General features: G+C 55.9%; 27 protein-coding genes, 1 pseudogene and 1 riboswitch. Of the genes and pseudogenes, 17 read left to right on the top strand and 11 right to left on the bottom strand.

The window, feature by feature from the left end; all coding sequences use genetic code 11:
- Positions 1 to 26 precede the first annotated feature (26 nt).
- Positions 27 to 473 carry a carboxymuconolactone decarboxylase family protein gene (locus ACFSO0_RS04275; RefSeq protein WP_376876811.1) on the top strand — a complete coding sequence of 149 codons (447 nt, stop codon included), beginning with the start codon at positions 27 to 29 and terminating at the stop codon, positions 471 to 473.
- Between the two features lie 371 nt (positions 474 to 844).
- Positions 845 to 1,708 (top strand): alpha/beta fold macrolide esterase, encoded by an 864-nt coding sequence (gene mle, locus ACFSO0_RS04280; RefSeq protein ID WP_376876814.1) that lies wholly within the window; start codon positions 845 to 847, stop codon positions 1,706 to 1,708.
- Between the two features lie 83 nt (positions 1,709 to 1,791).
- Here mle and ACFSO0_RS04285 read toward each other — a convergent pair whose 3' ends face one another.
- On the bottom strand, positions 1,792 to 2,349 hold the full coding sequence (locus ACFSO0_RS04285) for a pyridoxamine 5'-phosphate oxidase family protein (RefSeq protein WP_376876817.1): 558 nt from the start codon (positions 2,347 to 2,349) through the stop codon (positions 1,792 to 1,794).
- Between the two features lie 162 nt (positions 2,350 to 2,511).
- The gene (locus tag ACFSO0_RS04290; protein ID WP_376876820.1) at positions 2,512 to 3,507 is read right to left on the bottom strand and encodes a metal-dependent hydrolase; all 996 of its coding nucleotides are present in this window, start codon (positions 3,505 to 3,507) and stop codon (positions 2,512 to 2,514) included.
- Between the two features lie 189 nt (positions 3,508 to 3,696).
- On the opposite strand from ACFSO0_RS04290, the gene ACFSO0_RS04295 reads away from it, so the two are divergent.
- Positions 3,697 to 3,978, top strand: a complete 282-nt coding sequence (locus tag ACFSO0_RS04295) for a hypothetical protein (RefSeq protein WP_376876823.1) — start codon at positions 3,697 to 3,699, stop codon at positions 3,976 to 3,978.
- Positions 3,979 to 4,009: 31 nt separating this feature from the next.
- Positions 4,010 to 5,113 carry an A/G-specific adenine glycosylase gene (gene mutY / locus ACFSO0_RS04300; protein WP_376876827.1) on the top strand — a complete coding sequence of 368 codons (1,104 nt, stop codon included), beginning with the start codon at positions 4,010 to 4,012 and terminating at the stop codon, positions 5,111 to 5,113.
- 210 nt (positions 5,114 to 5,323) lie between these two features.
- Here mutY and ACFSO0_RS04305 read toward each other — a convergent pair whose 3' ends face one another.
- Both ACFSO0_RS04305 and ACFSO0_RS04310 read right to left on the bottom strand, forming a co-directional pair.
- On the bottom strand, positions 5,324 to 5,491 hold the full coding sequence (locus ACFSO0_RS04305; RefSeq protein WP_376876830.1) for a YrzI family protein: 168 nt from the start codon (positions 5,489 to 5,491) through the stop codon (positions 5,324 to 5,326).
- 140 nt (positions 5,492 to 5,631) lie between these two features.
- A complete protein-coding gene (locus ACFSO0_RS04310; RefSeq protein ID WP_376876833.1) occupies positions 5,632 to 5,784 on the bottom strand; it encodes a hypothetical protein in 153 nt (50 codons plus the stop codon).
- Between the two features lie 649 nt (positions 5,785 to 6,433).
- Here ACFSO0_RS04310 and ACFSO0_RS04315 point away from each other — a divergent pair.
- The 6 genes from ACFSO0_RS04315 to ACFSO0_RS04340 all read left to right on the top strand — a co-directional run bounded on the left by ACFSO0_RS04315 (position 6,434) and on the right by ACFSO0_RS04340 (position 11,842).
- On the top strand, positions 6,434 to 6,847 hold the full coding sequence (locus ACFSO0_RS04315) for a GNAT family N-acetyltransferase (protein WP_376876836.1): 414 nt from the start codon (positions 6,434 to 6,436) through the stop codon (positions 6,845 to 6,847).
- A 48-nt stretch (positions 6,848 to 6,895) separates the two neighbouring features.
- The gene (locus ACFSO0_RS04320; protein WP_376876839.1) at positions 6,896 to 7,432 is read left to right on the top strand and encodes a DUF402 domain-containing protein; all 537 of its coding nucleotides are present in this window, start codon (positions 6,896 to 6,898) and stop codon (positions 7,430 to 7,432) included.
- A gap of 60 nt (positions 7,433 to 7,492) precedes the next feature.
- Positions 7,493 to 9,277 carry an ABC transporter ATP-binding protein gene (locus ACFSO0_RS04325; protein ID WP_376876842.1) on the top strand — a complete coding sequence of 595 codons (1,785 nt, stop codon included), beginning with the start codon at positions 7,493 to 7,495 and terminating at the stop codon, positions 9,275 to 9,277.
- Between the two features lie 74 nt (positions 9,278 to 9,351).
- Positions 9,352 to 10,569 carry an MFS transporter gene (locus tag ACFSO0_RS04330; RefSeq protein ID WP_376876845.1) on the top strand — a complete coding sequence of 406 codons (1,218 nt, stop codon included), beginning with the start codon at positions 9,352 to 9,354 and terminating at the stop codon, positions 10,567 to 10,569.
- A 38-nt stretch (positions 10,570 to 10,607) separates the two neighbouring features.
- Entirely contained in the window at positions 10,608 to 11,291 is a 684-nt protein-coding gene (locus tag ACFSO0_RS04335) for an MFS transporter (protein ID WP_376876848.1), read from the top strand.
- Positions 11,292 to 11,296: 5 nt separating this feature from the next.
- Entirely contained in the window at positions 11,297 to 11,842 is a 546-nt protein-coding gene (locus ACFSO0_RS04340; protein WP_376876851.1) for a flavodoxin family protein, read from the top strand.
- A 270-nt stretch (positions 11,843 to 12,112) separates the two neighbouring features.
- On the opposite strand, the gene ACFSO0_RS04345 is transcribed toward ACFSO0_RS04340, so the two are convergent.
- From ACFSO0_RS04345 to ACFSO0_RS04370, 6 genes and pseudogenes are all read right to left on the bottom strand, one after another.
- A complete protein-coding gene (locus tag ACFSO0_RS04345; RefSeq protein ID WP_376876929.1) occupies positions 12,113 to 12,520 on the bottom strand; it encodes an NAD(P)-dependent oxidoreductase in 408 nt (135 codons plus the stop codon).
- Positions 12,497 to 12,994: pseudogene (locus ACFSO0_RS04350) on the bottom strand (NAD(P)-dependent oxidoreductase); the annotation flags it as partial. The pseudogene ACFSO0_RS04350 and the gene ACFSO0_RS04345, both read right to left, overlap by 24 nt.
- Positions 12,991 to 13,809: a pyrroline-5-carboxylate reductase dimerization domain-containing protein gene (locus tag ACFSO0_RS04355; RefSeq protein ID WP_376876854.1), complete on the bottom strand. Its 819-nt coding sequence runs from the start codon at positions 13,807 to 13,809 to the stop codon at positions 12,991 to 12,993. The gene ACFSO0_RS04355 and the pseudogene ACFSO0_RS04350, both read right to left, overlap by 4 nt.
- Positions 13,810 to 13,900: 91 nt before the next feature.
- Positions 13,901 to 14,581: a zinc metallopeptidase gene (locus tag ACFSO0_RS04360; protein ID WP_376876857.1), complete on the bottom strand. Its 681-nt coding sequence runs from the start codon at positions 14,579 to 14,581 to the stop codon at positions 13,901 to 13,903.
- A gap of 316 nt (positions 14,582 to 14,897) precedes the next feature.
- Positions 14,898 to 15,038, bottom strand: coding sequence for a hypothetical protein (locus ACFSO0_RS04365; RefSeq protein WP_376876860.1), 141 nt, complete (start codon positions 15,036 to 15,038; stop codon positions 14,898 to 14,900).
- 151 nt (positions 15,039 to 15,189) lie between these two features.
- Complete coding sequence (locus ACFSO0_RS04370) at positions 15,190 to 16,482, bottom strand: glutamate-1-semialdehyde 2,1-aminomutase (protein ID WP_376876863.1); 1,293 nt, start codon at positions 16,480 to 16,482, stop codon at positions 15,190 to 15,192.
- Positions 16,483 to 16,631: 149 nt separating this feature from the next.
- Between ACFSO0_RS04370 and ACFSO0_RS04375 the strand changes: the two genes are divergently transcribed.
- The 6 genes from ACFSO0_RS04375 (at position 16,632) to proS (ending at position 23,055) form a co-directional block, all read left to right on the top strand.
- A complete protein-coding gene (locus tag ACFSO0_RS04375) occupies positions 16,632 to 17,474 on the top strand; it encodes a protein phosphatase 2C domain-containing protein (RefSeq protein ID WP_376876866.1) in 843 nt (280 codons plus the stop codon).
- A gap of 102 nt (positions 17,475 to 17,576) precedes the next feature.
- Complete coding sequence (locus ACFSO0_RS04380; protein WP_376876869.1) at positions 17,577 to 18,587, top strand: ABC transporter ATP-binding protein; 1,011 nt, start codon at positions 17,577 to 17,579, stop codon at positions 18,585 to 18,587.
- Positions 18,580 to 19,374, top strand: a complete 795-nt coding sequence (locus ACFSO0_RS04385) for an ABC transporter permease (RefSeq protein WP_376876872.1) — start codon at positions 18,580 to 18,582, stop codon at positions 19,372 to 19,374. The genes ACFSO0_RS04380 and ACFSO0_RS04385 overlap by 8 nt, the downstream gene beginning before the upstream one ends.
- A gap of 15 nt (positions 19,375 to 19,389) precedes the next feature.
- Positions 19,390 to 20,187 (top strand): ABC transporter permease, encoded by a 798-nt coding sequence (locus ACFSO0_RS04390; protein WP_376876932.1) that lies wholly within the window; start codon positions 19,390 to 19,392, stop codon positions 20,185 to 20,187.
- Positions 20,188 to 20,252: 65 nt separating this feature from the next.
- A riboswitch (FMN riboswitch) is annotated at positions 20,253 to 20,406 on the top strand.
- Between the two features lie 261 nt (positions 20,407 to 20,667).
- Positions 20,668 to 21,273 carry an ECF transporter S component gene (locus tag ACFSO0_RS04395; protein WP_376876874.1) on the top strand — a complete coding sequence of 202 codons (606 nt, stop codon included), beginning with the start codon at positions 20,668 to 20,670 and terminating at the stop codon, positions 21,271 to 21,273.
- Between the two features lie 315 nt (positions 21,274 to 21,588).
- On the top strand, positions 21,589 to 23,055 hold the full coding sequence (gene proS / locus ACFSO0_RS04400; RefSeq protein WP_376876876.1) for a proline--tRNA ligase: 1,467 nt from the start codon (positions 21,589 to 21,591) through the stop codon (positions 23,053 to 23,055).
- Between the two features lie 213 nt (positions 23,056 to 23,268).
- Here the strand turns inward: proS and ACFSO0_RS04405 are convergent, their stop codons facing one another.
- Complete coding sequence (locus ACFSO0_RS04405; RefSeq protein WP_376876878.1) at positions 23,269 to 23,886, bottom strand: helix-turn-helix domain-containing protein; 618 nt, start codon at positions 23,884 to 23,886, stop codon at positions 23,269 to 23,271.
- A gap of 185 nt (positions 23,887 to 24,071) precedes the next feature.
- On the opposite strand from ACFSO0_RS04405, the gene bcp reads away from it, so the two are divergent.
- A complete protein-coding gene (gene bcp / locus ACFSO0_RS04410) occupies positions 24,072 to 24,542 on the top strand; it encodes a thioredoxin-dependent thiol peroxidase (RefSeq protein WP_376876881.1) in 471 nt (156 codons plus the stop codon).
- Positions 24,543 to 24,579 lie beyond the last annotated feature (37 nt).

A 24,579-nucleotide genomic window follows, 5' to 3' on the forward strand; every position in this document is an offset into this window, starting at 1 on the left:
ATTTCGATAAGAAGGGAACGATCCACATGAAAGCAAGAATGAATTACCGTGCAGCCAATCCAGAGGCGTATAAAGCCATGCTGCAATTGGAGAAGTACGTTGAGTCGTGCGGTCTCGACAAACATCTCATGGAGCTGGTCAAAATCCGGGCTTCGCAAATCAACGGATGCGCCTTTTGCCTCGACATGCACACCAAGGACGCGCGCAAGCTGGGGGAAACCGAGCAGCGCATCTATTTGCTGAACGCCTGGAGAGAAGCGACGTTTTACACGGATGCGGAGCGGGCTGCCCTGGCGCTCACAGAGGCCGTGACGCAAATTTCCTTGGGAGGCGTCTCGGATGAACTGTACGCACAGGTCCGGGAGCATTTCGACGAGAAACAGTTTGTCGCCTTGCTTATGGCGATCAACACGATCAACGCGTGGAACCGGCTGGCGATTACGACCGGAATGACCGCGCCGGCCGAACTGTAAGGCGCGGGGCTGAACGCTTATCTGGTTGACACCAGCATGTTTGCAGGCAAATGATAGAAGCATCACAAGCCACAGAAGCGGCACGCGGGTAAATCTCGTGTGCCGCTGTTTTTTTGCAAAATATCCGCAGTGAAAAACTGCTTCATTTGGCAGCCTCATCGTGGGAGAGATGTGCTACAATGAGCATGGGTGCAAACCCGCACACGAACGCGAGGAGTGTACGAAACATGATTATCCATTTCATTCGCCTGCGCTAATCGTTCATTGCTTACATGGACAGACGCATGCTTTTTTTTCAGGAAAGAGGCATGGGTTTCTTTGGGCTGGAACGATAAGCAAATCAACATAGCGAATGAAATGAGGAATGAAACATGGGTCGTGAAACCGTTCATCACGTAAATGGCGTGGAAATTTGTGCAGAGAGCTTTGGTGATCCGCGTGATCCGGCAATCCTTTTGATCATGGGAGCCATGTGCTCGATGGTATACTGGGATACAGAATTTTGCCAGCGCTTGGCCGATACGGGGCGCTTTGTCATCCGCTACGACAACCGCGATGTCGGGCGCTCGACGGTTTATCCGCCGGGGACGTCGAACTACACGGTTGCCGATCTGGCGGAGGACGCGGTTGGCTTGCTGGATGCGTACGAGGTGCAAAAGGCGCATCTCGTGGGGATGTCCTTGGGCGGCATGATCGCGCAGGTGATCGCCGTGAACCATCCAGAGCGTGTGCAGACCATGACCTTGATTGCCTCCAGCCTGTATGGCTCGGATGAAAATCATCGCGGCTTGCCGCCGATGGATGAACGCATTCTCGCCTACCATGCGAAGGGGGCGAGCCTGGACTGGGCGGACACAGAAGCGGTGGCTCGGTACCTCGTTGCGGGCTCCGCGCTGCTCTGCGGTCCGGCGCATGTGTTCGAGGAAGAGCGGGTACACAGGCAGGTCACGGCGGAAATCAGGCGGGCAAAGCAGTTGCTGAGCATGTTCAACCACGCGCTGCTCCGCGGAGACGATTCATTCGAGGGTATGCAGGCCAAGATCGCCGCTCCGACGCTGGTGATTCACGGGACGCATGATACAGTGCTCCCGTTTGCACATGCGACGGCACTGACGGCCTCCATCCCGGGGGCAGAGCTGCTGACGCTTGAAGGAACGGGGCATGAAATCCATGCAGATGATTGGGAAACGATCATCCGGGCTGTTTTCGCCCATACCGCCAGAGGCGGGCAGTAAAACATCTGCTCATACAAATAGGGTTGCGATCGGTGCGAAGCCGATGGCAACCCTTCTTTCATATGCACTCTCCCAAAGCGGCGTCAGTCTTTCTTTCTTGTGTCCGCTTCGACCGTCCGCCCGGGATAAAAACGCTTTTCCTCGGGCAGCGGGTTGCCTTTGGCTGTCAGGCTGTCGGGTGTGATCCGGAAGACGGCGGTCAAGCTGCCCAGGGAAGAGCGGTATTTTTCCACATGCTGCAGCGAGAGCGGTTCCGAGTAGTAGCCGGGGACGTATTTGTCCAGCATCGCCTGCATGGCATCCCGCATTTCTTCCGGATCGACGACGCGCTCGATCGTCCCGGACAGAAAGACGCTCATGTACGCGGTGTCCGTATGGGCGGGCACCGGGGCCGCGATCGTTCCGTATTCCTCCCAGACGCTGAAGCACACCCGGCTGTTGGCGTTGATCATCTCCACCTTGCGACCGGAATCTGCGCCGTGAAAGTAAATGTTGCCCCTCCACCAGCAGAAGTTCAGCGGAATAATGTACGGCGCAAAGCCGTTGGACAATCCCAGGCTGCCGACCTTGGCCCGGGCCAGAAAGGCATCGATCTGCTCCTGGTCGGTCAGCGTACGTTTGGCATAACGAAGTGGCATCATGCAATTCCCTCCATCTTGACTGAAATCGATAGCCCTATCGTAGAAGAATGTTGATATGCTCAAAAGGGGCAGTTTTTCGGAGAAAGAGCAGGTCAGCATGCCAGAATGTTTCGCTGCGCCAAATGGCACAAAAAAACCGCCCGGAACAAGGCGGCGACTGATTTAGCCAAGCTGGCGGTTCGGATTCATTTTTTTGGTCAGCTGTTCTTCTCCGCGGTGAATCCAGCCGACGAATTCATCCCGAATCTGCAGATCGTAGTCGAGGTATACCACTGCGACGAACATGTAATGGCTCTTTCCGTGGTAGCGCGAACGGTAGCGCAGGTCGATCCACTTCACCTCGTAGCCGAAGGGCCGCTCCGTTGTCTCCACGTGGGCGTGATGGGTAAACGAGAGGAACGATTGCACTTTGCGGCTTCTTTTGGCAGCTGCGACGACCGCGTTTTCCGGCTTGATGGCAAAGGTGTCTAGGATGATGACATCGCCCGAATGAACTTCGCCCACATGCCAATGATGCTCCGTTTTGGCGACGAACGTCCAATGGTTCCACGAGATCGTGGGGATAATCGTATAGGTACCGGATTTGCCGATTCGCTGCCGGACAAGCTCTGTTGTCCGCTTTTGTGCCTGAATGCGCCAGTAGTAATAGACAGCGATGATGACGTAAATGAACAGGAACACTCGTCCCGGCTGCTGCCCGGCGGCCCAGAGCAGGAAGCCCACGAGATGAGCCGCAAAAATAAACGGATCAAAAATGAAAATGGCGTTCAGCGCAACCCATTTGTCCCGAAACGGGTACAACCCCTTGGTTCCGTAGGAGTTGAACAAGTCGACGAAGACGTGCAGGCAGACCGCCAAAAAGATCCAGAACAATAAATGGAGCCATGCAGCCTGTGGCATCATTGCCTGAATCAGAGCGAACAGGGCTCCTGTCCAAAGAAAGATAGCCGGGACAGAGTGTGACACGCCCCGATGGTTCCGTACGTAAGCTGCGGTGCCGCGTATGCGGATCAGGCCATCCAGATCAGGCGCCTGTGAACCTATGACAGTGCCGAGCATGACAGCTTCCGCAAGTCCGGGAGTAGCTGCAACGACAGGATCGAGATAGGCGAGACCGGCCAATCCGAAGCCCATGGCAAAGTGCGTGGCGGTATCCATGGAATCGGAGTACTCCTCCTTTCCTTCCTCGCAATCTGTGGCTTTCGTGATACAGGTTTGCTTATTGTTTATTATAGCGTGGAGGACAGGAGAATTCCCGCCCCACTTGAAAAAAATTGCGACCTTGTCCCGCATTCCGCAAAAAAGTATGATGAAGAATGAATTGACCTCGAAAGGGAGGACACAAGCATGCTGACGGTGTTTATCGAATACAGGCTCGATGCCGCCAAGCGATCGGCAGCGCTGGCACAGCTCGCAGGAATGGCAGATCGGCTGGCTGCCCTGGGAGCAACCGGCTACCGCTGCATGGAGGGTATCGACCAGCCGGGATTGTTCGTCGAGTCATTCGCGGTCTCTTCTGCCGAACAGTACGAGCAGATCAAGGCGTGGCGACAGGCGGACGAAGCCTTTTGCGATTGCGTAGCGGGAGGAGCTGCCAAGCTGCACGTCTGGGCATTCCGCGACATCTAACGATAACGAAAAAGGAGCATTCATACCAAAAATGGCAAGAAAAAAACCAAAAGAGTTGCCGTATACCTTGCCGGAGCAGTTCCACGTCTTCGGGTTCTCGTCGGACCTGCTCGCGTGGTACGATTCGCAAAAGCGCGATTTGCCCTGGCGGATCAACCGCGACCCGTATCGCGTCTGGGTGTCGGAGATCATGCTGCAGCAGACGCGCGTGGAAACGGTCAAACCTTATTATGCGAATTTCATGGAGAAATTCCCGACCGTAGGCGCATTGGCAGAAGCTCCCGAGGAGGAAGTGCTCAAGGCGTGGGAAGGGCTCGGCTACTACTCGCGGGCGCGCAATCTGCAGGCGGCTGCGCGGGAAGTGCAGGCCCGATACGGTGGAGTCGTCCCCGATACGCCAGAGGAAATTTCCACCTTGAAAGGGATCGGTCCGTATACAGCAGGTGCGATCCTGAGCATTGCCTACGAAAAAGCGGAGCCGGCAGTCGACGGAAACGTCATGCGCGTCTTTTCCCGGCTGCTCTACCTGACAGACGACATCGCCAAGCCGGCGACGCGGGTCAAGATCGAGTATCTCGTGCGCCAGGTCATCCCGCAAGGCCGGGCCGGAGACTTCAACCAGGCGCTGATGGAGCTGGGGGCCATGGTCTGTGTGCCGCGCACCCCGCAATGTCTGACCTGTCCGGTGTTCGACTACTGCATCGCACGGCAGGAAGGCGTCCAGGAAGACTTGCCGATCAAAGGAAAGGCGAAGCCTCCCCGCCCTGTCCATCTGCAAGTGGGTGTCGTGATGCGGGACGGGCAGGTTTTGATCAACAAGCGACCCGAGACAGGCCTGCTCGCCGGCATGTGGGAATTTCCGATGGTCGAGACTGACGTCGTGCGCGAATCTGCCAAACAGGACGTGCTCTGCGACGCGCTGCGGGAACGGTTCGGGGTTGAAGTTGAAGTGCTGGAGGCGCTCGGAGAAGTCACGCATACGTTTTCCCATCTGCAATGGAACATGCAAGTCTGGTCCTGTTCGTGGATCGAGGGTGACGACCTGCCGCCGCATGCGCGCTTTGTCCCGGCAGAAGAGCTGGATACTTATACTTTTCCCATGGCGCACCACAAAATTCGGGATCTGATGCGCTAGGAACGACGCACCGCAAAAGCGGAAAGTCCGGGGTGCCAATGCAATAGTTCTCGGTGCCATTTCACCGGAAGATCACTTTCTCAAAAAAAACGGGGCTGTCCAGAAAGTCAGTGTAAACTGACTGGTGGACGCCCCGTTTTTAGCGGCCGCCTCGGAAGCGCGCAACCAAGCGGTCATGCCCTCCGGGTTCGGCAGGTTGCCGCCGCTTGTTTATGACCGGAACCAAAATTCCGGATATTGACAGGCGATCATGCGCTGTCTTTCTTCCATCTGGGCAATCGCCAGCTTTTGCTTGTATTTTGCTTCCTGCTGCGCAGTAGTCAACTTCCGCTTTTCAATGGAAATGGTAATCGAGAAAAAAATCAAGGGAATGTACATGCTATCTCCCTCCTATCTGTACGGAATTGGTCAGTCAGCCGCCGTCTATCGATTTGACCCCTGTAAATCTCATCATCTGACGCTTTCTTTTGTTGTTTTTCATAAAAATCATCCCTCCTGAACGTTATTGGGTCGTGGTATTAGATGCGGATCATCAGCTGTGCGGCTTCGAGAGCTTGAGCCTCGGCGCGCTGCTCCAGATAACGGGAGCGCTCGTAAGCGGCGATGCGCTGGGCCGGTTTCGGCTGGTTGCGCTCGATTTTGATGGTAAAGAACAAAAAGTGAAGTACCATGTGCAATCACCTCCTCTCAAATAAAATGGTAAAAAATGGATGATATTAAGCACAGAAAAACCGCAAAACAACGTCATGCGGTCTCGGAGAAAAGCCTGCTGATTAGAAAAGACCACAAGCTGCAACGCCTGGGGTCTGGTATTTGACGAAAAGAAAATGTCGAAGATACGAATGAACAACTACAATTCGTCGATCCAGGAGGCGCTGCCGTATTCAGTTTTACTTGCCAGAGGGCGATCCATAAATACAGTACGAACAATTTGCAGTGTTAGCATATTGTTGTGCCTCCTTTCTTTGGTGTAGTCGTGTGCAAAACGTATTCTTAGAATATGGGAAATTTTTCTTCATGTAAAGCACTTTTTGCCCAACTTCCAAAAGTAAATGAATTCTGACAAATTAAAGGGAGGACATGCTGCCGTTTCCCTGGCGGAGGGAGGGCTTGCCGGACGCAGCGCGAGGGAGCATGTGCTTCCTTGCGAATGGGTAGCGCGAGCAGGAGGGGAGTTGTATAATTAACTTCTGGTGGAAAAGGATGCGTTCTCGCTGGCGGTATTGCTTGCGGGGACGGCAGACTCGACCTGCTGACGGACAAGACAAAGTTGTGTAAGTGGTGTACAATAGTAGAAGAAGGCTACGAAGGAGGCAACGTATGCTGATTCGTCCGTTTCGACTCGGTGACTATGCGGCTATTACAAGCATCTGGCGGGAAACCGGTTTGGACCAATCGGAGGCGGAGTCGTTGAACGATTTGGCCCAACAATTGGCGTGGGACAGCGATTTGGTGATGGTTGCAGAAAAAGAAGGAAGGGTGGTCGGGGTCGTCGTAGGCACCATTGATGGGTCTCGCGCCTTTTTTTACCGGCTGGCCGTTTTACCAAGTGAACAAGGAACAGGCATTGGCAGACAACTGGTGGAAGCAATCGAGAAGCGATTCAAGCAACGAGGCGTCAATCGAGTTCTGATTATGGTGAATCAGGATAACCCAGAAGTTCTGCCATTTTATCATTCACTTGGCTATGAGGTGCAAAAATATGTTACACTTTCCAAAAAACTCTCTTCCTAAAGGAGGCTTGTCCCCATTCAAATAGTGAAGAGAAGAAAGGGGAGAGTCATGTCGCCAACTCCGGGCTCCAATATCCGCATTGAAAGTTATAAACACGACCATTCGCTGCACCGCATTTGGGACAAATCCACGTTGATTCATACCAGTGATGCGGTGGTGATTGGGGGAAACGATCGGGTCAAGGTGACAGAAGCAGACGGGCGGGAGTGGCGTACGCGCGAGCCGGCTATTTGTACGTTCGGCCGGGGGCAGTGGTTCAACACGATTGCCATGATTCGTGACGACGGCATTTACTACTACTGTAACATCGGTTCGCCATTCAGCATGAAGGGGCAGCTGCTTAGTTACATAGACTACGATCTGGATGTAAAAGTCTATCCTGACATGACGTATTCCATTCTGGACGAAGAGGAGTTTCTTTTGCACAGCAAGCAGATGAACTATCCTCCCGTCGTCATGGAACAAGTACAGATCGCTTTGAGAGAGGTGCTGGATTGGGTACGTGCGCGGCGCGGGCCATTTCAAAGCGGTTTCGTTCAACGTTGGTACGAGCGTTATCTTTTAGTACGAGACGATGAGGAATAATCCCTTTCCTGTGAATCCGGGGGAGGGATTTCCTTGTTTGCAAAGGGGGGCGTGTAAGATTTGAGCATAAGACGTTATTTGACGTACGTCATGCCCTACTGGAAGCAGATTGCAGCTACGATCCTGATCGGGATCATCAAGTTTTCCATTCCGCTGCTGCTGCCGCTCCTCATCAAGTACGTCATCGACGACCTGCTTCCCAGTCCCATCCCGCAAGCGGAAAAAATGACGAAGCTGTTCTGGCTCATGCTGGGGGCTTTTCTGCTGTTTACTGTCGTCCGCGCCCCTGTGGAGTACATCCGGCAGTATTACGCACAATGGGTATCCAGCCGAATTTTGTTTGACATCCGCAATCAGCTGTTTTCCCATCTGCAGCGTCTCTCCATGCGCTACTACAACAACACGAAAACGGGGGAGGTCATCTCCCGTGTCATCAATGACGTGGAATCGACGAAAAGCTTTGTGGAAACGGGACTCATGAACCTGTGGCTCGATCTGATCACCATCGTGCTGGCGCTGGGGATCATGTTTTTCATGGACTTCGAGCTTACGGTTGTGGCGGTCGTCGTCTTTCCGCTGTACAGCATTTCCGTCAAATATTTTTACAAGCGTTTGCGCCAGCTGACCAGAGAACGATCGGCCGCTTTGGCCCGCCTGCAAGGTCATTTGTACGAGCGCGTCAACGGGATGCCGCTCATTCGCAGCTTCGCCCTCGAAGAGCATGAGAACAGGCAGTTCGCCAGGGAAAACAACCATTTTCTGCAAAAGGCACTGACGCACACCCGCTGGAATGCCAATACGTTTGCGGTCGTCAATACGGTGACGGACATCGCTCCGCTCCTGGTGATTGCCTACGCCGGGTATCAGGTCATCGGCGGTTCGATGAGTGTCGGGACGCTCGTCGCCTTTTACGCGTATCTCGATCGACTGTACACGCCGCTGCGCCGGCTCGTCAACTCCTCTACGGTCTTGACGCAGGCGATCGCTTCCATGGACCGGATGTTTGAATTCATGGATGAGTCCTACGACATCGTCGACCGGCCGCAGGCAATCGATCTGCCAGTCGATCCGGTGACCAGACGGATTCGCGGCGAGGTGCGGTTTGAAAACGTGTCGTTCCGTTACCGCGACGATGGCCCGCTCGTGCTGGACGGCATCAACCTGACGATTGAGCCGGGCGAGACCGTCGCGCTCGTCGGCATGTCTGGCGGCGGAAAGTCGTCGCTGATTAGCCTGCTGCCGCGTTTTTGGGATGTGACAAAGGGGCGGATCACCGTTGACGGCATCGATGTGCGGGATATTAAGCAGCGCAGCCTGCGCAGCCACATCGGGATGGTGCAGCAGGACAACATTTTATTTAGCGAGTCGGCGAAGGTCAACATTTTGATGGGCAATCCGGAAGCGGACGAGGAAGCGGTCGTGCGTGCGGCGGAAGCGGCGAATGCCCACGAGTTTATCAGCGGGCTGCCCAACGGCTACGACACGGAGCTGGGAGAGCGCGGCGTCAAGCTGTCTGGTGGACAAAAGCAGCGGATCGCTATCGCGCGTGTATTTCTCCGCGATCCGGGCATTCTGATTTTGGATGAGGCTACTTCCGCTCTGGACCTGGAGTCGGAGCACATGATCCAGGAGTCGCTGTCCCGCCTGACCAAGGGTCGGACGACGATCATCGTGGCCCATCGCCTGTCGACGATTACCCATGCAGACAAAATCGTGGTGCTGAAAAAAGGGCGCATCGTCGAGCAGGGCAGGCATGAGGAGCTGTTGGAAAAGCAGGGCGTTTATTACAGCTTGTGGAGCGTGCAGGACCTGGGGAATGCCCCTGTGCAGGAGCAGGGATCGTAAGGGCATGACATGGCTGATTGCTTTGCGGGTTTGCGCCGTACGGTTCCTGCGTAGAGAGAAGGGAGGCGCATGCAATGGAAGTATGGCGGCGCAACTTGTACGTGTTATGTAGTTCCCTGTTTGTCGTCATGATGGGAATGAGTATGATCATGCCGTTTTTGCCGCTGTATATTCAGCAGGACTTCGGCATCGAAGACCCGCATCAGGTGACAACGTGGGCAGGGCTTATTTTTGGGGCCAACTTTTTGACGGCCGGTCTCGTTTCTCCCGTCTGGGGGAATCTCGCAGACAAACACGGGCGCAAGATCATGATTTTGCGCTCCGGCTACTTCATGTCGATCACGGTAGCGCTCACCGGGTTTGCCGGGAGTCTTTGGCAGCTGCTGGCCTTGCGCCTGATTAACGGGCTTGTCGGGGGGATCATCCCGGCCAGCACCGCCCTGGTCGCGTCGTCTGTCCCGAAGGAGCGAACGGGTTGGGCGCAGGGGATGCTCCAGTCGTCTGTGACGGCGGGCACGATCATGGGTCCGCTGTTTGGCGGGGTGTTGGCAGGACATATCGGCTTTCGCATGATTTTCGTCATTACGGGCTGCTTGCTGCTTTTGGCCACACTGGTCATTACGTTTACGGTAAAAGAGAATTTTGTTCCACCGGAAAAAAAGGACCGGTCCAACCTGCGGGAAGATTTCCGGATGATCTTCTCGTCAAAGGAGCTGCCGGCGCTCTTTTTTGTAACCGTGATGATTCAGTTCGCTTTGTTCAGCATCGTGCCGGTATTGCCGATCTACATCTCCCAGCTGGTCGGCTCGGAAGGCGCCAAGGTCGCGCTGTGGGCAGGGATCGTCCAGGCGGCGATGGGGGTGGCAAACGTCTTCGCATCCCCGCGTCTGGGGCAGCTGGGTGACCAGTTCGGCTCGCAAAAAGTGCTGCTGTTCGCGCTCGTGGCGGCGGCGGTCATCTTCATTCCGCAAGGGCTGGTCTCAGCGGTCTGGCAACTGGTCATCCTGCGCTTTTTGCTCGGGCTTTTTCTGGGAGGACTGCTTCCCTCTGTCAACGCCTTGCTGCGCAGAGCGACGCCTGCCCATATGGTCAGCCGGGTCTACGGCTACAATCAGAGCTTCGTCAGCATCGGCAGCATGCTCGGCCCGATGATCGGCGGCTTTTTGGCAGGCTACGTCAGCATCGAGGGCGTCTTCTTCATGACGAGCGTCTTTTTGCTGATCAACGCTGGCTGGGTGTACTACACCTACTTCCGCCGTACTCCTGTACAGGGAACGGGTTCTGAACTATAATTGGAGGTAATTTCCTGGAAATGAGGTGCACCTCCCTTGTGATTGGACGTCGGCTTGAACGATTTGCACCGGCGCATGATAAGAGTGATTCGGATAAAGGCCATTGGCTGACGGGCTGGCGGTTCATACGCGATGTTCGCACGGTACGTCTGGTCGTCACGCTGGATGTGCTGATGGGCGTAGCCAGCGCTGTCTGGATCGCGGCGATCATGCTGCCGTTTGTGGTGGAGGAACTGGGAGCAGGGGAGCGGTGGTGGGGTTACATCAACGCAGCCTATATGCTCGGCTCTATCGCTGGGAGCGTGCTGCTTTTATCCTTTGCGAACAGGATGAACAGCCAACTGCCGCGCTGGATTGTCGTCGGCATGCTCGGCGCAGGGGGCGTGACCCTTTGCTTTGGCAGCAGCACACATCCGTTGCTGGCCCTGTTCTTTTCTTTTGTTTTGGGACCGCTTTATCAAATGCTGCTCATTTCCAAGCAAACCGTCCTGCAGCAGGCTGCGGCAACCGACAGGCTTCCGTACGTCATGTCGGCCAAAGGAGCGATAGATTCTGCAGTCTTTGGCTTTTCCGCCCTGGCCATGGGGGGCATCGCCGAATGGCTGGGCACGCGTACGGCGTACTTTTTATCGGCGGGCTTTCTGTGCTTCGCAGCGGTTTTTGCATGGCGGCTGCGTCAGCCGAGCGCAGCGCCGCCACTGAAGGTAGAACAGATGGAGTGAGAGACATGAAAATACTCGTCTTGCAAGGCAGTTCCCGGGAAAACGGCAATACGGAGCAATTGACACAGCTCGTGCTGGAGGGGGTGCCGCACACCCAAATCTTGCTGCGCGAAAAGGAGATTCGCCCCATTTGCGATCAGCGGCACGATCCGGAAGGCTTCTCGCCAGTCGACGATGACTACGACCAGGTCATCCAGGCTGTGCTGGACCATGACGTGCTCATTTTCGCCACGCCGATTTACTGGTACAGCATGTCCGGGCATATGAAAAACTTCGTCGATCGCTGGTCGCAGACGCTTCGCGACAAGCGCTACAACTTCAAGCTGGCGATGCCGCAGAAGAAGGCGTACGTGATCGCGACAGGCGGCGATGAGCCACGCGTGAATGGACTGCCGCTCATTCAGCAGTTCCAGTACATTTTCGGCTTTGTCGGCACGCCGTTTGAAGGGTACATTATCGGGCAGGGCAACAAGCCGGGAGATGTCCTCGAGGATAAACGGGCGCTGGCGGATGCCAAAATATTGAACGCGATTCTGAAGGCAGAGCAATAGGCGACACGCGAGAATGGCTGCTTGTCTGTCGGGCAGCTCGCCTGTGCAGTCTGCTTTCTGCGCGGAGGCGAATCGAGACAGCGAAAGACCGGTAATTGTGTGCCGGTCTTTTTTGGTGTCTTCGTCGCTTCCCCGGCCCGGCGTACAGGCGAATAAATGCGGTAGCGTGCAAATGAACAAAACCCCTGTTTCAACGCAAAATGCGACTGAAACAGGGGCCGTTATTTCCTGCCGTATCCCGTGCAGCCGGACAAAAAATGCTCCGGCTCGTTACTTGCTGCCTTCCAAATGCTTGAGGATCGCCATCAGGTCCAGCTCGCCCAGTCCGCTTTCCAGAGCGTGGCGGTAGCTGGCGTTCGCTGACTCGGCAAGTGGTGTAGATACTCCGGCTTCGCTCGCCAGCCGCAGGTCTTTGGCCATATGCTTGAGGGCAAAGGCAGCCGGGTAGTCGTCAGCGAGGATGGAGGCTGCTTTCCCCCGGATGAGTGGCGTGCCGACTGCGCTTTCGGAGATGATGTTCAGCATCTGCTCGGTGCCGATGCCCAGCGAGCGGGCGAACAGAATCGTTTCGGAGACGCCCTGGACGGTGATGCCGAGCAGCAGATTGATCGCCAATTTGGCAGAAGTGCCTGCGCCGTTGGGGCCGAGATGGAACGCGACTTTGCCGAGCTTGTCCAGGAGCGGCTTGGCTTCTTCGTAGTCCGCCTGTTCTCCGCCGACCATGATGACGAGAGTGCCTTCCCTGGCAGGCCCTACGCTTCCGGATACAGGGGCATCGAGAAAGCGCATGCCAGCCTCTTGACAGCGTGCTGCGAGATTGCGGGACGTCTGTGGAGAGATCGTGCTCATGTCGATTGCCAGCTTGCCCGCGCACGAAGCGGCGAGTATTCCCTCGGGGCCGGTGTAGACTGCGCGCGCAGCCTCATCGTCACTGACCATTGTAAACAGTATGTCGGATTATTCTACCAGTCGGGAGAGAGAAGGAGCCATGCGCGCGCCCTTGGCGATTAAGGGCTTCGCCTTTTCCGGAGTGCGGTTCCAGACGGACAGCTCGTAGCCTGCCGCGAGCAGGTTGCTTGCCATCGGAACGCCCATGTTTCCCAAACCGATCCATCCTATTTTCATCGTTGCTATCTCCTTTTTACGCATCATTGGGGTGAAGTTTGCTGCTGTATCATTTGTTTGAGTGCGCCATGCTTGGATTCGGTCATGGCAAACAGCTCGTCGAAGCCGCGCGGGAGCGTCTTGTCCAGCACGCGCAGTCCTTCTTCGGTGATGCCGCCTTTCGTGGCGACCCGCTCGATCAGCTGGTCAAAGCCGAGTTGTTCTTTTTGCAGCAGCAGGGCCGTGCCAAGCATCGTCTCGACCAGCATGCTGCGGGCCAACTCGATCGACAGCTCAGGCGTGCGGCGTACGGCGGCCTGGGCGAACGACTCGAGCATCCCTGCGATCAGGCCAGGGGCGCTGCTCGTCAAGATCGTCACGGTCTCGATTTCCCGCTCTGATACTTCCTGGGCCACGCTGATCGCGGAGAGGAGACTCAAGAATGCTTCCCGCTGCTGCAGGGTGAGGCGCTGGCTGCAAGTGTACAGCGAGACGCCGCGCAGCACCTGTGAAGTGACGGTTGGGATGACTTTGCTGACCGCTCCTGTATGTACACGCTCGAGATCGGCGATGCTGACGCCTGCCGCTACGGAGACGACGTGGGTTCCTGCGGGGATCGACAGCTCGCGCAAAAGAGGCAATATGTCGAGAGGCTTCGTGCAGACGAAGACGATCTCCGCCTGCTGGCACACTTCCTGGGCCGATTCGGCGATGGATACCGGATAGTCAGCCTGCAGACGTTCTGCCTTTTCCCGCGTACGGTTGAATACGACCAGCTGCCCGGGAGCGACTGCAGCGCTTTTGCAAAAAGCCGCCACGAGCATTTGGCCAATACTGCCCAATCCGATAATTCCGATATTCATGGTCCAACCTCCTCCCTGCCATTGTAGCGCAAGCCATGCAAAAAAGGTACAGCGCCCGCAGCGGGGAGGCTGTACCTTTTGCATCTGTGTATCAGTCTTCTTCGGAGCGGAAAATCATGATGTACTTCGCCAGCTCCAGGACGGAAATCAACGCTGCTGCGACGTACGTGAGGGCGGCTGCGCCAAGCACCTTGCTGGCGTCGCGCTCCTCGGTGTTGCGAATAAAGCCCATTTGCACCATCAGCTTTTTCGCGCGGCTGCTGGCGTTGAACTCGACCGGCAGCGTAATCAGCTGAAACGCGACAGCCGCCGAGAAGAAAATGATGCCTAGCAGCAGCAGACCAGCCATTTTCAAAAAGAACCCGGCGAGCAGCAGCAGTGGAGCGACACCCGACGCGAAGTTCACGACCGGAAAGATCCGGTGGCGCGCTACCAGCATCGGATAAGACACTTTGTGCTGGATGGCATGCCCCACCTCGTGGCAGGCTACCGACAGGGATGAGATCGAGTTGCCGAAGTACACGGGATCGGACAGACGCACGACGCGCGACAGCGGATCGTAATGGTCGGTCAGCGTACCCGGGATGTGTTCGACCGGTACATTCGTCAAGCCGTTGGCATCCAGCATGCGCCGCGCCGCCTCTGCGCCAGTCATTCCGGAGGAGGCAGGGACATTCGCGTATTCGTTAAACGTGCCCTTTACCCGGTACTGTGCCCAGAGAGAGAGCACAAACGCAATGATAATCAGAAAGTCCATGGGATGGAAAAACATTCACCATCACTCCTTACAGTTATCTTCATATACGTCACGATTGCGATTTTATACCTTTCATTTCATTTGTATCCCACATGTCTATATACGAAAATATCAAGCAGCAGTTTCACCATTTATTGTACAATTCGCAACCGGTTTTGACAATATTATCACCTGCTTATATGCATGGCGGAAACATACTCCTCATGTGCAGGAGGAGTACCACATTGCGTGGATGCGAAAGGTCCATCTGCGTCTTTTTCGTCGCTCTGCGGGCAGAAAAAAACAGGCACATCCAACCAGGAGAGAGGCGGGATATGCCTGTTTCGGCAAGTTAACGATCGTGATTTTGCGTCTTGTGATGTTCGGTTTTTCTCGGCTTTTGAAAGCCGACGACTTCCATCATTTTGGAGCTCATCTTGGAGTCCAGCGTCTTTTCCGGAGCTTGCGGATACGTATGTTCACCTTTCGACACGAAGATCCCTCCTTGCGGGTAACTGCATGAGTAGTATTCCCGCAGGCGAGCGGCAGGTGCGAGGGAACCGTTCCCACGCATAAGCTGTGCCGTCAGGCTTCCTGTCCGCCGCCCCGCTTTTCCCTGAATTGCCGCTCTCGTCCCGACAGCCTTACGCTTTCAACGCTGCAAAGGAGCGGTCGACGGCTGCAATCGTCTCGCGGATGTCCGCTTCTGTATGCGCGGTAGTGATGAACCAGGCTTCGTATTTGGACGGAGCGAGGCAGATGCCTTCGTCGAGCATCAGGCGGAAGAAGCGGGCGAACAGCTCGCCGTCAGCCTTTTGCGCCCCGGCGTAGTTGCGGACAGGCTCGTCGGTAAAGTATACGGCCAATGCCCCTTTGACGCGGTTGAGCTGAATGGTAATGCCATGTGTTTGCGCAGCTTCGCGGATGCCGGCTTCGAGCATCGCGCCCAGCCGCTCGAATTCATCGTAGACGCCGGGCTGCTTCAGCACTTCCAGGCAGGCGATGCCGGCGCGGATGGAAGCGGGGTTCCCGGCCATCGTTCCGGCCTGATATGCAGGTCCGAGCGGCGCGACCTGTTCCATGATCTCCCTGCGACCGCCGTATGCCCCGATCGGCAGGCCGCCGCCGATGATTTTACCGAGCGCTGTCAAGTCCGGTTCGACGCCCAGCAAGTTTTGCGCTCCGCCGTAGCAGAAGCGGAAGGCCGTGATCACTTCGTCGTACACGACCAACGCTCCGGCTTCGTGCGCGATCCGGTTCACAGCTTCCAGGAAGCCTGGCTCCGGTGTGACGATCCCGAAGTTGCCGACGATTGGCTCCACGAGTACAGCCGCCGTCTCGCTGCCCCAGCGGCTGATCGCCTCTGCGAATGCGTCGATGTCGTTGTACGGTACGGTAATCACTTCATTGGCGATGCTCTGCGGAATCCCTGCGCTGTCCGGGATGCCGAGCGTGGACGGTCCTGAGCCTGCCGCCACGAGCACGAGGTCCGAGTGGCCGTGGTAGCAGCCGGTGAACTTGATGATTTTCACCCGTCCGGTGTAGGCGCGGGCGACGCGGATGCACGTCATGACGGCTTCGGTACCGGAGTTGTTGAAGCGGATTCGCTCCATCGACGGGATCGCTTCGCGGATCATCGTGGCGAACTGCACTTCCCATGGGGTCGGCGTGCCGTACAAGGTGCCATTGGCAGCGGCCTCGCAGATCGCCTTGGTCACATGCGGATGGGCGTGTCCGGTGATGATCGGGCCGTACGCTGCCAGATAGTCAATGTATCGGTTTCCGTCCACGTCCCAGAAGTGCGCTCCCTGAGCGCGTTCCATAGTGACAGGGGCACCGCCGCCTACTGCCTTGAAGGAGCGGGAAGGGCTGTTGACGCCCCCGAGAATCACGTCCAGGGCTTGCTGGTGCAGGTGTGCGGATTTTTCACGGTTCATGTTTTTTCCCTCTTTCTGTCCAAAAGGTCTCCACTATCTTACCACATGCTTGGGAATCAGTGGACAGCAGCGGAGATGTATGGAAGGGAAAAAGGAAAAATGATACAATTTTTCAGCAATTGAATACGAGGGAGAAGGCGGTTGTCACGATGAAAATGGAATGCATCTCTGTTGCAGGAAGCGGGAAAAGAAACGAGGATGCCTACGTCGCGAATCAGGGGAAGCGCCTTTTTGCAGTGGTGGATGGGGTTTCTTCTCTTACGCCTTATGAAAACGAAGAAGGGCTGACGGCAGGTGCGCTGGCCGCGCAAATCGTGAAACAGCAGATGGAGGAAGCGGGAGAGGAACAGGATCTGACCGAATTGCTGGTCGCTGCCAATGAGCGGCTTGGTGCGTGCATGCGCGAGGAAGGGATTGATCTGGAGCAAAAAGAAGCGTTGTGGGGAGCTGCATGTGCGCTTGTCCGGGTCGGGGATTCGCACATCGAGTTCGCGCAGACAGGGGATTGTATGATTTTCGCTGTCTATGCAGACGATACGGTACGGCCTCTCACGCACCCGCAGGTCAGCCATCTGGAGCAGGCGGCGTTTGCCAGATGGGAGTCGTGTATTCAGCAAGGCATCACGCAACGGACCGAGCTGATGGAGCAGTGTCGGGACATTTTGTGCGCCAACCGTTATCTGGCCAATGCTGCCGGGGGATACGGCGTGCTAAACGGAGATGTGGCCAGCAAGGCGTTTGTAGAATACGGCCGGATCAACCGGATTCATCTTCATGCTCTTGTCCTTTTGACGGACGGCCTGTTCATGCCGCGCCCGTACGGCGGAGAAACGCCGCGCTGGGAAGCAACCGTGTTGCCGATTGTACACAAAGGGCTGCAGCGGTACACGGATGAGCTGCTCGCGCTGGAAAACAGCGATCCGGAATGCCTCAAGTACGTGCGCTTCAAGAAATCAGACGACAAGACGGGGATTGTGCTGTACATGGATTAACGTAACCATTAATTCCAGCACATTGATTTTTGCACAAATCGCACACGCTCATATACACTTACAGATGGAATCTTGCAGAAGCAATCAAAAGGAAGGTAACCGATGATTCAAGTGAAGCAGTTGCAAAAGGAATTCCGCATTCACCAGTCCCGGTCGGGTCTCGGTGGTGCTTTTCGCGATTTGTTCAGCCGCGAGTACAAGACGGTCAAGGCAGTCGACAACCTTTCCTTCACGGTGGAGGAAGGGGAGATGTTCGCCCTGATCGGGGAAAACGGGGCGGGCAAGTCGACGACGATCAAAATGCTGACGGGCATCCTGACCCCGAGCAGCGGCGACATCGTCATCAACGGCTTCGTCCCGTTCCGGGAGCGCGAAGAGTACGTGCGCTCCATCGGGGTCGTCTTCGGGCAGCGCTCGCAGCTATGGTGGGACCTGTCTCCGCTCGAATCGTTCCGCCTGCTCAAGAGCGTTTACAAGGTAGATGACGAGCAGGGCGGCAAATGGCTGGACCGTCTGATCGAGGAGCTCGATATCGGCTCGTTCGTCAGCCAGCCGGTACGCAAGCTCAGTCTCGGCCAGCGGATGCGCTGCGAGGTGGCGGCTGCCCTGATCCACAAGCCAAGGCTGCTGTTCCTCGATGAGCCGACGGTCGGACTGGACGTATTGGTCAAGCAAAAGATCCGCGATTTTCTCCGCAATCTGAACGAGACGGAGAACATGACCATTCTCTTGACGACACATGACGTGTCCGACATTGAAGCGCTCTGCAAACGGGTGCTGGTCATGGACAAAGGCAAGTTGATCTTCGACGGCCTCTTGAGCGATCTGAAGGAGCGCTGGGGCAATGGGACAGAAGTGCAGTTCCAGATGAAAAAGCGCACCCCGTCGATCGAACTGCGCCGCGTGCTCGGCGATCTGCCCTGTCGGATCGAGCAGGTCAACGAGTATACCTTGAGCGTACAGGTGGCGCGCAGCCAGGAAATGCTCCCCTACGTCCTGTCTACTGTCATGTCGTCCTTTGATGTGAGCGACGTGAAAATCATGGAGACGAGCACCGAGGATATCGTGCGCAACATTTACCAGACAGACGGCGAGGTAGCCAGTCATGCGTAGACTCTACATGGAACTGATCCGCATGCGCTTTTTGACCATGCTGGCCTATCGGGTGAACTACTACAGCGGGATTATCATTTACGCTATCAACATCGGGGCGTATTACTTTTTGTGGGGAGCGATCTACAACGGACAGCAGCAGCTCGGCGGCCTGTCTGTCGAACAGATGACATCGTACGTAGCGATCGCCTGGATGTCTCGTGCCTTTTACTTTAACAACATTGACATGGAAATCGCCCAGGATGTGCGGGAAGGAAAGGTCGCCATCGAGATGATCCGGCCGTACAACTACTTGTCCGTCAAGACGGCGCAGGCGCTGGGGGAAGGCATTTTTCGCTTCCTGTTTTTCGCGGGTCCGGGTATTTTTCTGGTCAGCCTGATCATCCCGTTTCATTTCCCTGCCACTGCGCAGGGCTGGGGATTGTACCTGCTGAGCCTCTTGCTTGCCTTTTTCATCAATACGCAGGTGAATCTCCTGACCGGGCTGTTCACGTTCTTCCTGTTCCGCAACGACGGCATGATGCGGGCCAAGCGGGTCATCGTCGACCTGATGTCCGGGCTTGTGCTGCCCATCAGCTTCTTCCCAGGGTGGGCCCAGACCGTGATGGGCTTGCTGCCGTTCCAGGCGATCAACTACTATCCCAGCCTGATCTTTACCGGGGCGATCACCCCGGCCAGGGCGTGGGAGCTGATCGGCTTTCAGGCCGTCTGGATGGTCGTCATTCTCGTCCCGATCCTGATGTTATGGCGACTGGCCCGCAATCGGCTGGTCGTGCAGGGGGGGTAGGGAGACATGCAAAAGCTGCAAAACATGAAGCACATCTTTGGCATTTTTGCCGACTATCTGGTGCAGTATTTCAAGACGAGACTCGCCTACCGGGCGGACTTCCTAGGCGATCTGGCATCGAATTTGATCTCCGAGATGATCAACCTCGTCTTTATCATCGTCGTGTTCGAGCACGTGCCGCTGATGGGCGACTGGAAGCGCGACGAGATTATCTTCATCTACGGATTTTTTCTCGTGCCGTACGCGCTGTTCTCGATTTTCTTCGGCTTTTGGGACTTCAACGAGCGCTACATCATTCGCGGGGAAATGGACCGCATTCTCACAAGGCCGATTCACAACCTGGCGCAGGTCTGTCTGGAATCGATCGCGCCGGACCGGATTTTCGGCGTGATCTCCGGTCTGATCATCATGGGGTATGCGGCCATTCAGCTCAAGCTCAGCTTTACCTGGTACGATCCGTTCATTTTCATCGTCTTGTCGGTCAGCGGCGCACTGATCTACGGCGGGGTGTACACGGCGATTTCTGCCATCAGCTTTTTCTCCGATTCGCGGACGGGGATTACGCCGATGATTTACAACATTCAGCAATACGGCCGCTACCCGGTTGACGTCTACAACAAGATCATCCGATTCATGCTGACGTACGTGCTGCCGTTTGCCTTTGTCGGCGTCTATCCGGCGGCATACTTCCTGCGCAAGGAAACGTGGTACAGCTACGCGTTCATGACGCCGGTGATGGCCGTGATCTTCTTCGGCCTCGGGCTGCTCGTCTGGAACTGGGGAGTTAGCAAATACAGGGGAGCGGGGTCTTAGGACCATGCGCTTTCGGTTATTGTCAAATAAAAAAACCGCAGTATAATAAGTCTGTATACAACTACACATTCCTTCGGGGCAGGGTGAAATTCCCGACCGGCGGTGATCGTGCCATGTGCATGTAAGCCCGCGAGCCTTCCCGGCCGATAAACGGCAGGAAGTGCAGGATCTGGTGAGATTCCGGAGCCGACAGTACAGTCTGGATGGGAGAAGGATGACGACAGTACGTTACCACACGTGCTTGTTTGCCTGTGCAAGCGGGAGCGGGGCGTTCGATACACGCGACAGCCCTATTGTTTCTCGTTCTTAATTTTGCACCTGCTTATGTCTTGCGTCTGTCAAAGCCCTGGGGATCTTTTTCCTCAGGGCTTTTTGTACGGATAAAGCGCTTCCGGCGTTTGAGCAGCAGTCAGGCAGTGTGGACAGGAACGCACTGTTGCCATTCCTCAGAAGGAGAACATGGACGAGGAGATGGTACACATGAAAGAAACAGCTTTGCATGCAACGAGGTCAACCCAGCGGCTGGTGACGATTCCCATGCTGGCGGCGGTTGCCTTTATCCTGCAGTATCTGGAGTTTCCCGTTCCGATGATGCCGAGTTTCCTGAAGCTGGACTTCAGTACGCTGCCCTCCTTGATCGGAGGCCTCATGTACGGTCCGATGGCCGGAATTATCGTGGAAGTGCTGAAAAATGCGCTGCACATGCTGTTTAAGAACACGGACGGCTTGCTGATCGGCGAGCTGGCCAACGTGGCGGCGGGTGCGAGCTTTATCGTGGCGGCGGTTGCCATGCAGCGTGTCAGCCAGGGAAAGAAAGGCTTTTTGACCGGCCTTGCGCTCGGGACGTTGCTGATGAGTGTCGTGATGGCCTTGGCCAACGCTTTCTTCCTCTTGCCTGCCTATGCCGCCATCTCTCATATGCCGATGGATCAGTTGCTCGCGACGCTCGGCGCCGACAGCGTATGGTCCCTCATCCTGTACGGAATCGTGCCGTTCAACATGTTCAAAGGGGCGATGCTTTCCCTGGTCGCCTATCCGGTGTACGTCAAGCTGGCGACCCGCTTGAGTCCGCGTGCCACAAATTGACAATCGGTCTGCGGCTTGTTAACATATTGATTTAAGAAAGCTGTGAAAGCTGCAAAGGCTGTGAAAGGACCCGCAGCATGCGCCGCGTCCCAGAGAGTCGGCCCTCGTCTGCAAGGCCGATACTGCGGCATGACTGCTCCCCATCCTGAAGCTGCCGGCGATGAGCCGTGCCGGTTGCCCCGCCGTTATCGGGACTTTGAGTGGATGTGCAGTTTTTGCTGCCATCAATCAGGGTGGTACCGCGGATGTTAATCCTCCGTCCCTATGTTGGGATGGGGGATTTTTTCATTATTTTTCAAGAGGAGCTGTAGCAGGATGAAAGAGGAAAAAACGTTTGTGAAAGAAATTACGCCGCAAGCGGAAGATTTTTCGCGCTGGTACATCGACACGATTCGCAAGGCAGACCTGATGGACTACACGCCGGTTCGCGGCTGCATCGTGTTCAAGCCGGACGGTTATGAGCTGTGGGAGCGGATTCAGGAGGCGATGAACAAGCGCTTCAAGGAGACCGGGCACCGCAACGCATACTTCCCGATGCTGATTCCCGAGTCTTTCATGCAAAAGGAAAAGGAGCACGTCGAAGGCTTCAATCCGGAGCTGCCGTGGGTGACGGAGGCAGGCGGCGAGCCGTTGGAGGAGCGGCTGGCGCTGCGCCCGACGTCCGAGACGATCATCGGGCATATGTACAGCCAGTGGATTCAAAGCTACCGCGACCTGCCTGTCCTGATCAACCAGTGGGCCAACGTATTCCGCTGGGAAAAGCGGACGATGCCGTTTTTGCGCACATCCGAGTTTCTCTGGCAGGAAGGGCACACCGCCCATGCCACAGAGGAAGAAGCTCGCGAGGAAACCATGCGGATGCTGGAGATTTACCGCGAAGTCGTCGAGCAGGAGCTGGCGATCCCGGTCTGGATGGGGCAAAAAACGCCGAGCGAACGTTTCGCCGGCGCCGTCGACACGTACTCCATCGAAGCGATGATGAAGGACGGCAAGGCCGTGCAGGCAGGCACCTCCCACTACCTTGGTGACAACTTTGCGCGCGGCTTCGAGATCAAATTCCTCGACCGCGACAACACGTTCAAATACGTGCACACCACGTCCTGGGGCAGCTCGACCCGTCTGATCGGCTCGATGATCATGGTGCACGGCGACGACCGGGGGCTGGCGCTGCCGCCGCGGATGGCGCCGACACAAGTCATCATGATCCCGGTCGGTCCGATGAAGCTGCGAGAACAAGTGATGGTCGCATTCGATCCGCTCTTTGACCAGATCAAAGCCGCCGGTATCCGCGTCCGCGCCGATCTGCGCGAGGAGACGCCAGGCTGGAAGTTCAACGAGTGGGAAATGCGCGGAGTACCGCTGCGGCTGGAAATGGGGCCGCGCGATGTGGAGAGCGGACAGGTGATTCTGGCGCGCCGCGACACCGGGGAAAAGATCACCGCGAAGTTGGACGGCATCGTGGAGACGATCCAGAGCTTGCTTGCGGACATTCAGCAGAACATGTATCAAAAAGCGCTGGCTTTCCGCGAGGCGAACTCCCACCTCGACATCGACACGCTGGAGCAGCTTGTGGCCCACATCGCCAAAAGCGAGCAAGAGAACACTCCGAGCGGCTGGGTGCTGACCGGCTGGTGCGGCGACGATGCGTGCGAGGCAAAGGTCAAGGAAGAGACGAAGTTTACGTCCCGCAACATCCCGTTCGAGCCGCCTGTGCAAAAGGCCGCGTGCATCTGCTGTGGCGGGAAGGCGCAGCATACGGTCTGGTTCGGACGGGCTTACTAGGGAAGCAGAAAGGAACATAAGTATGGCTCTGCCATGCCGCGGCGCAGGCAGAGCCGTCCACAGCAAAAAGGTGTGCCAGCACATCGGCGCAGCTATCTGAGAATAATTGATTTCTCAACGTTTTTGAACAGCAAAAGGGGCGTCTCCAAGTCAAAAATTGACTTTTGAGACAGCCCCTTGGCTTTATTGACTCTTATACAGCGCCCAGGCCCGTTATTCTTCTGAATCCTCGAACGGCTCGTCCGAATCGTCGGAAGGCTCGGCGGGAGTCAACGGGAAGAGAACGTCGAAAAACTTGAACTTGCGGCGCCCAGGCTCGCTTTTGAAAGCCTTGTACTTGTGCAACAGATTGCCCAGCTCATCGACGAACTGATTGCGCTCGTCCTGGCTGAGATGGAATTCGTGCACATTGAAGGCAAAGGTGTTTTTGTACTCTTTGCGCACATCCTGATCGCTGGAGACGAATCTGTTCAAGGTGCGCATGAGGTCTTTTTCCGTCGTGCGGAACGGCGTGAACATCACATCGCTCAGCTGCTGTGCGTTTTCTTCGATCATGACTTGCAGCTTGACCTGAATCACTTTGGCTACGGGCTCGTAATACTTTTCAACGATGGACCCTTTGACACGGGTATCCACCTGTTTGAGCAAGCCGACCCGAACGAGTTCCTTCACGTGGTAGTGAAGGCGAGCGGCGTTTTCACCTAGTTCCGTGGCAATCTGTTTGGCAGTCCGGGGCTCAAGGTCCTCGAAAAGCTCCAAAATTTTGACACGCTCGGCAATAGCTAGTGATTTAAGTGCTTCTGAATCTGTAACTTCATAAAACTCTTTCATGCCAATTCTCACCATCCAACTGACTAGGCAATATTTTTAATTGTTCGTCGTTCACTATACTATCCATCAATTCTATCGTTTTCTGATGGAAAGCGCAACGTGTATAGAGATGAAGTGGCTGTAAGGTTGTGGTAAAATGGGGGGAGTGCATACGAAGACAAGAGGGACAGAAAGAAGGGACACTAATGACAGCCACCCGCCAAGCCGCGCCGGATTTTACGCTGGAAGCCAGCGACAACCGGACGATTTCTCTTTCCGATTACAGGGGAAAGAACGTGGTGCTCTATTTTTATCCAAAGGACATGACCCCGGGCTGCACGACGGAAGCCTGTGATTTTCGCGACTACCATCCGAAGTTTGCGCAGCTCGATACGGTCGTGCTGGGCATCAGCCCGGACAGCGTCAAGTCGCACGACAAGTTTGCGGCCAAGCACGAGCTGCCGTTTCCTCTGCTGGCAGACCCTGACCATCAGGTGGCAGAGGCGTACGGCGTGTGGGTCCTGAAAAAAATGTACGGACGCGAGTACATGGGCATTGAGCGGTCTACTTTTGTCATCGACAAAGAGGGAAGGATCGCAAAGGCGTGGACCAAAGTCAAGGTCAAGGGGCATGTGCAGGAAGTGCTCCAATTCATTCAGGAAGAGCTGCAGCCGTAGCGGCAAACGCACGACTGCGAACAGGAGGAGCAAATTC

The organism is Brevibacillus sp. GCM10020057, from assembly GCF_042683565.1.
Lineage (GTDB): Bacteria > Bacillota > Bacilli > Brevibacillales > Brevibacillaceae > Brevibacillus.

Excerpts from the sequence above, each read along its gene's own strand:
- ACFSO0_RS04275 (WP_376876811.1), top strand. The coding sequence starts at position 27 with ATGAAAGCAAGAATGAATTACCGTGCAGCCAATCCAGAGGCGTATAAA.
- mle (WP_376876814.1), top strand. The coding sequence starts at position 845 with ATGGGTCGTGAAACCGTTCATCACGTAAATGGCGTGGAAATTTGTGCA.
- ACFSO0_RS04285 (WP_376876817.1), bottom strand. The coding sequence starts at position 2,349 with ATGATGCCACTTCGTTATGCCAAACGTACGCTGACCGACCAGGAGCAG.
- ACFSO0_RS04290 (WP_376876820.1), bottom strand. The coding sequence starts at position 3,507 with ATGGATACCGCCACGCACTTTGCCATGGGCTTCGGATTGGCCGGTCTC.
- ACFSO0_RS04295 (WP_376876823.1), top strand. The coding sequence starts at position 3,697 with ATGCTGACGGTGTTTATCGAATACAGGCTCGATGCCGCCAAGCGATCG.
- mutY (WP_376876827.1), top strand. The coding sequence starts at position 4,010 with ATGGCAAGAAAAAAACCAAAAGAGTTGCCGTATACCTTGCCGGAGCAG.
- ACFSO0_RS04305 (WP_376876830.1), bottom strand. The coding sequence starts at position 5,491 with ATGTACATTCCCTTGATTTTTTTCTCGATTACCATTTCCATTGAAAAG.
- ACFSO0_RS04310 (WP_376876833.1), bottom strand. The coding sequence starts at position 5,784 with ATGGTACTTCACTTTTTGTTCTTTACCATCAAAATCGAGCGCAACCAG.
- ACFSO0_RS04315 (WP_376876836.1), top strand. The coding sequence starts at position 6,434 with ATGCTGATTCGTCCGTTTCGACTCGGTGACTATGCGGCTATTACAAGC.
- ACFSO0_RS04320 (WP_376876839.1), top strand. The coding sequence starts at position 6,896 with ATGTCGCCAACTCCGGGCTCCAATATCCGCATTGAAAGTTATAAACAC.
- ACFSO0_RS04330 (WP_376876845.1), top strand. The coding sequence starts at position 9,352 with ATGGAAGTATGGCGGCGCAACTTGTACGTGTTATGTAGTTCCCTGTTT.
- ACFSO0_RS04340 (WP_376876851.1), top strand. The coding sequence starts at position 11,297 with ATGAAAATACTCGTCTTGCAAGGCAGTTCCCGGGAAAACGGCAATACG.
- ACFSO0_RS04355 (WP_376876854.1), bottom strand. The coding sequence starts at position 13,809 with ATGAATATCGGAATTATCGGATTGGGCAGTATTGGCCAAATGCTCGTG.
- ACFSO0_RS04360 (WP_376876857.1), bottom strand. The coding sequence starts at position 14,581 with ATGTTTTTCCATCCCATGGACTTTCTGATTATCATTGCGTTTGTGCTC.
- ACFSO0_RS04370 (WP_376876863.1), bottom strand. The coding sequence starts at position 16,482 with ATGAACCGTGAAAAATCCGCACACCTGCACCAGCAAGCCCTGGACGTG.
- ACFSO0_RS04375 (WP_376876866.1), top strand. The coding sequence starts at position 16,632 with ATGAAAATGGAATGCATCTCTGTTGCAGGAAGCGGGAAAAGAAACGAG.
- ACFSO0_RS04380 (WP_376876869.1), top strand. The coding sequence starts at position 17,577 with ATGATTCAAGTGAAGCAGTTGCAAAAGGAATTCCGCATTCACCAGTCC.
- ACFSO0_RS04385 (WP_376876872.1), top strand. The coding sequence starts at position 18,580 with ATGCGTAGACTCTACATGGAACTGATCCGCATGCGCTTTTTGACCATG.
- ACFSO0_RS04395 (WP_376876874.1), top strand. The coding sequence starts at position 20,668 with ATGAAAGAAACAGCTTTGCATGCAACGAGGTCAACCCAGCGGCTGGTG.
- proS (WP_376876876.1), top strand. The coding sequence starts at position 21,589 with ATGAAAGAGGAAAAAACGTTTGTGAAAGAAATTACGCCGCAAGCGGAA.
- ACFSO0_RS04405 (WP_376876878.1), bottom strand. The coding sequence starts at position 23,886 with ATGAAAGAGTTTTATGAAGTTACAGATTCAGAAGCACTTAAATCACTA.
- bcp (WP_376876881.1), top strand. The coding sequence starts at position 24,072 with ATGACAGCCACCCGCCAAGCCGCGCCGGATTTTACGCTGGAAGCCAGC.